General features: G+C 33.9%; 7 protein-coding genes. 2 read left to right on the top strand and 5 right to left on the bottom strand.

Translation table 11 applies throughout. The features are described 5' to 3' along the window. Positions 1-133: 133 nt before the first annotated feature. Positions 134-1,318: an asparagine synthetase B gene (locus tag E1J38_RS14580; RefSeq protein WP_133357583.1), complete on the top strand. Its 1,185-nt coding sequence runs from the start codon at positions 134-136 to the stop codon at positions 1,316-1,318. Positions 1,319-1,322: 4 nt separating this feature from the next. Here E1J38_RS14580 and E1J38_RS14585 read toward each other — a convergent pair whose 3' ends face one another. After that, complete coding sequence (locus E1J38_RS14585) at positions 1,323-1,775, bottom strand: hypothetical protein (protein ID WP_133357575.1); 453 nt, start codon at positions 1,773-1,775, stop codon at positions 1,323-1,325. A 121-nt stretch (positions 1,776-1,896) separates the two neighbouring features. Here E1J38_RS14585 and E1J38_RS14590 point away from each other — a divergent pair, with 121 nt between their 5' ends. Further along, positions 1,897-2,319, top strand: a complete 423-nt coding sequence (locus tag E1J38_RS14590) for a secondary thiamine-phosphate synthase enzyme YjbQ (RefSeq protein ID WP_133357576.1) — start codon at positions 1,897-1,899, stop codon at positions 2,317-2,319. Between the two features lie 70 nt (positions 2,320-2,389). Here E1J38_RS14590 and rplT read toward each other — a convergent pair whose 3' ends face one another. The 4 genes from rplT to thrS form a co-directional block, all read right to left on the bottom strand. After that, the gene (rplT, locus tag E1J38_RS14595; protein ID WP_133357577.1) at positions 2,390-2,734 is read right to left on the bottom strand and encodes a 50S ribosomal protein L20; all 345 of its coding nucleotides are present in this window, start codon (positions 2,732-2,734) and stop codon (positions 2,390-2,392) included. A gap of 143 nt (positions 2,735-2,877) precedes the next feature. After that, positions 2,878-3,075, bottom strand: a complete 198-nt coding sequence (gene rpmI / locus E1J38_RS14600) for a 50S ribosomal protein L35 (RefSeq protein WP_019388182.1) — start codon at positions 3,073-3,075, stop codon at positions 2,878-2,880. 69 nt (positions 3,076-3,144) lie between these two features. Next, entirely contained in the window at positions 3,145-3,663 is a 519-nt protein-coding gene (infC, locus tag E1J38_RS14605) for a translation initiation factor IF-3 (protein WP_255449915.1), read from the bottom strand. Between the two features lie 73 nt (positions 3,664-3,736). Beyond that, a complete protein-coding gene (thrS, locus tag E1J38_RS14610; RefSeq protein ID WP_133357579.1) occupies positions 3,737-5,671 on the bottom strand; it encodes a threonine--tRNA ligase in 1,935 nt (644 codons plus the stop codon). Positions 5,672-6,502: the final 831 nt, after the last annotated feature.

A 6,502-nucleotide genomic window follows, 5' to 3' on the forward strand; every position in this document is an offset into this window, starting at 1 on the left:
GAATTAATCTTCTGTTAAATACATTCTTTTAAGCACATTTTTAAGTATCTTTCGGTCTATGAAAAATGTCTTAGCCTTCATCATGTTTTTATTGCTATCAGTAAAAGCGTTTGCGTCTTATGTGCTCATTCCAATGGATGCTGATAGCCAAAAAAATCATTTAAAAGCTTACGGAATCACTTATTGGACTCTGGAGAAACAGCTAAAAGTAAAATGGCTACTAAATTACAGAGGAGGTTCTTTTTTGTTACCAGATACCGAAAGTATCCAAAAAGAATGTCAAATACGAGGTGTTTCTTTTGAGATAATTTCCAATACTATGGCTGAAACTATTCTAGAAGAAATTAGCAGCCCAAGTAAAAATATGGAAGCAGTGGTTTTAGAAAAGGCTCCTAAAATTGCTGTTTATACACCTAGCGGAAAACAACCTTGGGACGATGCCGTTACTATGGTTTTACAATATGCAGAAATCCCTTATGAGACAGTTTATGATGAAGAGGTATTAAATGACAACTTACTGTTGTATGATTGGCTGCACTTACATCATGAGGATTTTACAGGACAGTATGGTAAATTCTATGGAATGTACAGAGCCTATTCTTGGTATATAAATGAAAAAAAATCAGCAGAAGCTCTTGCTGCAAAACTAGGATACGATAAAGTATCACAAGCTAAACTGGCAGTAGCTTTAAAAATTAGAGATTATGTTATTGGCGGGGGGTTTATGTTTGCTATGTGTAGCGCTACGGATAGTTTTGATATAGCTTTATCTGCTGAGGGCTTAGATATTTGTGAACCTATGTTTGATGGTGATGGTAGCGAAGCGGGGTATCAAAATAAAATAGACTACAGCAAAACGTTTGCCTTTAAAGATTTTACTTTAGAACGAAGTCCATTGATTTATGAGTTTTCTTCAATTGATATGACTAGAAAGCGAAATGTTTCTAAAACCACAGACTATTTCTCTCTTATGGAGTTTTCTGCAAAGTGGGATCCAATCCCAACTATGTTATGTCAAAATCATACAGCTTTGGTAAAAGGGTTTATGGGCCAAACAACATCTTTTACCAGAGAAGAAATTAAATCGAATGTATTGGTAATGGGAGAAACTAAAATGAATGGAGAAGCTAAATACATTCATGGTATAAAAGGTAAAGGCTTTTTTACTTTTTATGGGGGTCATGATCCTGAAGATTATCAGCACCGGGTAGGAGACGCAAAAACCGAACTGGATTTACACCCAACCTCACCAGGATATAGACTTATTTTAAACAATGTATTGTTTCCTGCTGCCAGAAAAAAGAAACAGAAAACTTAGTGATTTATATTTCTATTGTTGAAGTGGTTATTTTAAATGTATACAAAAAACCATCGGACGCAGCACCAGTAGACAGACTATTTTGATTTATGATTAAAACAGTATCATCAGTTTCAGATTCATAAATTTCGCCAAATTCGTCAAAGTCTAAAAGTGTATAAATATTCAAATTCAACTCAAAAACTGAAAACTCATAAACTCCAGAATCTAAACCATCTTCAATTGTTTCATCAGAATTACTGTTTTCAACATGAAGAAGATTCTCAAACGAGTCATAATTCCAAACAATATCACCAACTTCAAAATCATTATCTACTCCAGCTATACCTCCGCTTACATTAATAAGATTCCAGTGGTATAGGGTAACTTCAATAGGGTCATCATTATCGTTATTAGATACGCTGCAACTGCTTATTGTTAAAAGAACAGTTGTTAGTATTAAAATTGTCTTTTTCATAATGTGCAAGTTTATATTAAGACTCAAAAATCAGTCAAAGGTTGCGTTCATTTTAAAATAATAGTTCTTATTAATTAAGCTTTTTGCGTAATAAGTTATATTTGATGCATTATAAATTAGTATGAAATTTTTTCAGGAACAAATAAAACTAAAACCGTACACTAGAGGATTCCATTTAATTACAGATGAAGTTTTAAGCGTATTACCACAAATAAGGGAAATATCTGTAGGCCAATTACAAGTTTTTATCAAACATACATCAGCAAGTTTGACTATTAATGAAAATGCCGATTATACAGTTAGAACAGATTTTGAAAGTCACTTTAATGAGATGGTTCCCGAAAATGCGCCGTATTATAAGCATATTTATGAAGGTGCTGATGATATGCCGGCACATATAAAAACTTCTTTATTAGGGACTTCAGTTCAAATTCCTATAACAAATGGGAAACTTAATTTAGGAATTTGGCAGGGGATTTATTTGTGTGAACATAGAGATTATGGTGGGGCAAGAAATCTAGTAGTTACGGCTTTTGGAGAATAAAAAAATCCGATTCAAAACGAATCGGATTTTTTATTAAGCGAATAATATGTTTTACAATAGGCAAAAAGCCTTATTTTACTTTCTCTACTACAGCTTTAAAAGCTTCTGGGTTATTCATAGCTAAATCGGCCAAAACCTTACGGTTTAACTCAATACCATTAGCTTTTAATTTCCCCATAAATTGAGAATAAGATAAACCGTGTTCTCTGGCTCCAGCGTTAATACGCGTGATCCATAAAGCGCGGAATGTTCTTTTTTTGTTTCTGCGGTCTCTGTACGAGTATTGCATCGCTCTATCAACCGCATTTTTAGCTACTGTCCAAACGTTTTTACGTCTTCCAAAGTAACCTTTTGCTTGTTTAATAATCTTTTTTCTTCTAGCTCTCTTAGCTACAGAATTTACTGATCTTGGCATAATTTCTAATTTTTTTGTAGTGGGCGACCGATAATGGGTACTTTGGTATTTTCTATAAAAATTGTAAATCTAAAATCTACAATTGTCAATCAAATGAGCCACACTCCAGGGTTTATAATTTATTTAACCAATTAAAACTTTTGTTACTTTAAACGTAACATGGTTTTAATATTATCTTCGTCTGCCTTATGTACTAATGTATCATGAGTCAGAGCAAGCTTACGCTTCTTAGATTTTTTTGTCAAAATATGACTCTTAAAAGCGTGCTTTCTTTTAATCTTACCAGTACCCGTTAACTTAAAACGTTTTTTGGCACTAGATTTTGTTTTCATTTTAGGCATTTCTTTTCCTAGTTTTAATTATCTCGCTTAATTATCTTTATCATGCTAATCTCGTATCAGCATCTCATACTATTTCTTTTCTTTTTTAGGAGCTATGAACATCGTCATACGCTTACCTTCAAGTTTAGGCATCTGCTCAACCTTACCAAACTCTTCTAAGTCTTGAGCTAAACGTAATAATAAAATTTGTCCTTGCTCTTTAAATATGATGGAACGTCCTTTAAAAAACACAAAGGCTTTAAGCTTAGCTCCATCTTTTAAGAACTTTTCAGCATGTTTCTTTTTAAACTCGTAGTCATGGTCATCTGTTTGTGGTCCAAACCTTATTTCCTTAATGACTACTTTACTAGCTTTGGCCTTTAAGGCTTTATCTCGTTTCTTTTGTTCATAAAGAAACTTTTTATAATCCATAACCTTACACACTGGAGGATCTGCTTTTGGCGAAATCTCAACCAAATCTAATTCTTGATCTTCTGCAATTGCTAATGCTTCTATAATTGTGTAAACACCTACTTCAACATTTTCACCCACAACACGTACTTTTGGTGATGTTATTTTAGAGTTAATTCTGTGTTTGTCTTCTTGTATAACTCTTTGAGGCTGTCTTCTTCTTCTAATTGCTATGGCTTATCTGTTTTAAATTAAACTTTGTTTCTTTACTCTAGAACGATTTTAACGTTTTACTAATCTCTTCTTTTATAATTTTTGAGAAGGATTCAATGGTCATCATGCCTAAATCTTCTCCTCCGTGTCTACGCACAGTTACTTTGTTTTCTTTTTCTTCTTGCTCACCAATTATGAGCATAAAAGGGTGTTTTTGCATTTCGGCTTCCCGAATTTTCTTCCCTATAGTTTCATTTCTATGATCAACAAGGGCGCGAATTTCGTCATTTTCTAGCAAATTTAAAACTTTTTCAGAGTATTTTTCATATTTCTCACTAAGTGACAAGATAATACATTGAGTTGGTATTAACCAAAGCGGGAAATTACCTCCAGTATGTTCTAGTAGTAATGCCACAAAGCGTTCCATACTTCCAAAAGGCGCTCTGTGTATCATTACAGGGCGGTGTAACTCGTTGTCACTTCCTTTGTACGTAAGGTCAAAACGCTCTGGTAAATTGTAATCAACTTGAATGGTTCCTAATTGCCACTGTCTTCCTAAAGCATCCTTTACCATAAAATCCAACTTCGGACCGTAAAATGCGGCTTCACCTTCTTCAATGATATAATCTAAGCCTTTATCATTTGCTGCATTAATAATGGCTTGTTCTGCTTTTTCCCAATTTTTAGTATCACCTATATATTTGTCTGGATTTTCAGGGTCTCTTACAGAAACCTGTGCCGTAAAGTTTTCAAAACCCAAAGAACCAAATACATATAACACTAAATCAATAACGTTTTTAAACTCCTCATCTAGTTGATCAGGAGTACAAAAAAGGTGTGCATCATCTTGAGTAAAGCCTCTTACTCGGGTTAAACCATGTAATTCTCCACTTTGTTCATATCTATATACAGTGCCAAATTCAGCATATCGTTTTGGCAGGTCTTTATAACTCCATTGAAAACTGTTGTATATTTCACAGTGGTGCGGGCAGTTCATAGGTTTCAATAAAAACTCTTCATCCTCTTTTGGTGTCTTTATAGGCTGAAAACTATCTTCACCATATTTAGCATAATGTCCTGATGTAACATATAACTCTTTTTGTCCAATATGAGGAGAAACAACCATTTCATAACCAGCTTTCTTTTGTGCAGCCTTTAAAAAATTCTCCAAACGTTCACGAAGTGCAGTTCCTTTAGGTAACCATAAAGGTAACCCTTGTCCAACTTTTTGTGAGAAAGTAAAGAACTCCAATTCTTTTCCTAATTTTCTATGGTCGCGTTTCTTCGCTTCTTCAAGTAAATCCAAATACTCGGCAAGCTCTTTTTGCTTAGGAAATGAAATACCATAAACGCGTGTTAATTGCGGTTTGGTTTCGTCACCACGCCAGTAGGCTCCAGCAACACTCAAAACCTTAACGGCTTTTATAATGCCTGTGTTGGGTATATGACCACCACGGCACAAATCTGTAAACGTAGAATGGTCACAGAAAGTAATAGTACCATCTTCTAAGTTTTCAATAAGCTCAGTTTTAAACTCATTGTCCTTATATAATGTAAGAGCTTCAGCTTTAGTGGCAGAACGCATTTTAAAATCATGCTTGCCACGTGCAATCTCAAGCATTTTGTTTTCAATAGCTTTAAAATCTTTTTCAGATATTATATGCTCTCCAAAATCAACATCATAATAGAATCCTCTTTCAATAGCAGGTCCAATAGTAAGTTTTACACCCGGGTACAATTCTTCAATGGCCTGAGCCAGAACGTGGGCAGAAGAATGCCAAAAAGCCGTTTTACCTTTATCATCTCTCCATGTATATAATACTAAAGCGCCGTCTGTAGTTAAAGGAGTAACGGTTTCAATAGTTGTTCCATTAAAACTTGCAGAAATAACATTCCTAGCTAACCCTTCGCTAATACTCTTAGCAACATCCATTGGTGTAACGTTTTCCTCAAACGTTTTTATACTACCATCAGGTAAAGTAATATCTATCATAAGATTAATTGAAATTCGCCTGCAAAGATAATAGTATAAACAAACCCACACAATATATATATAGGTATAATTTTATACATGTATTAAAGAGATAAATTTTTGGCGTTACCTTCGTTCCTCGGTCCGGGCTTTCACTACTCAATCTTTTTGCCTTTGTCAAAAAGGATTTCATACAGTTAGCCTGCGGTGAGCGCAGTCCAATCGTTCAATCCCTAACGCATCAACAAACTCGATAAAAATATAAAATAGACAGTAAAAATTTGTATTTGTTGAGTATAGTATTAAGTGTTCATGTAATATGTAGGTAGCACAGTTTTTTAAATTACTCGCAGAGCCAAAATATCAAACGCCTGTTTTTTTACACTCAGATCTCTTGTTGTTTAAAGAGTTTTTGCGTATATTGAATCTTCCAATTTGTCCCACTAAATTATTTTTCGTCTTTTCATCGCCAAAACTATTTACTTTTAGGCGTTGTATTATGTATTATATAATTTTTTTATTGGTGTAAGTAATTGATAATAAGGTTTTAGGGATTTTGAGAGAAAAGCGTCAAAAAAAAGGTTAAAAAAGTTCTTGTATAATGGGAAATAGGTATTATGTTTGCACCCGCAAAACGGGGGAGTAATTTTCAGTTATGCGATGTTCACAATTAGGTATTGGTTTAAGGGAAATGCGGTTAAAAAGATTTTCTAAAAAAATATTTAAAAAGTATTGTGGGTAAAAAAAAAGGGTTTTATATTTGCACCCGCTAAACAAGGAAACGCGTTTAGGAGCGAAAAAAATAAGTTCATAGACATATTGAAATCGACAGCGTAAGTAACAATTGGAAAC

Source organism: Seonamhaeicola sediminis (genome assembly GCF_004358095.2).
Lineage (GTDB): Bacteria > Bacteroidota > Bacteroidia > Flavobacteriales > Flavobacteriaceae > Seonamhaeicola > Seonamhaeicola sediminis.

Coding starts and splice junctions, on each gene's coding strand:
- E1J38_RS14580 (WP_133357583.1), top strand. CDS start 134: ATGGATGCTGATAGCCAAAAAAATCATTTAAAAGCTTACGGAATCACT.
- E1J38_RS14585 (WP_133357575.1), bottom strand. CDS start 1,775: ATGAAAAAGACAATTTTAATACTAACAACTGTTCTTTTAACAATAAGC.
- E1J38_RS14590 (WP_133357576.1), top strand. CDS start 1,897: ATGAAATTTTTTCAGGAACAAATAAAACTAAAACCGTACACTAGAGGA.
- rplT (WP_133357577.1), bottom strand. CDS start 2,734: ATGCCAAGATCAGTAAATTCTGTAGCTAAGAGAGCTAGAAGAAAAAAG.
- rpmI (WP_019388182.1), bottom strand. CDS start 3,075: ATGCCTAAAATGAAAACAAAATCTAGTGCCAAAAAACGTTTTAAGTTA.
- thrS (WP_133357579.1), bottom strand. CDS start 5,671: ATGATAGATATTACTTTACCTGATGGTAGTATAAAAACGTTTGAGGAA.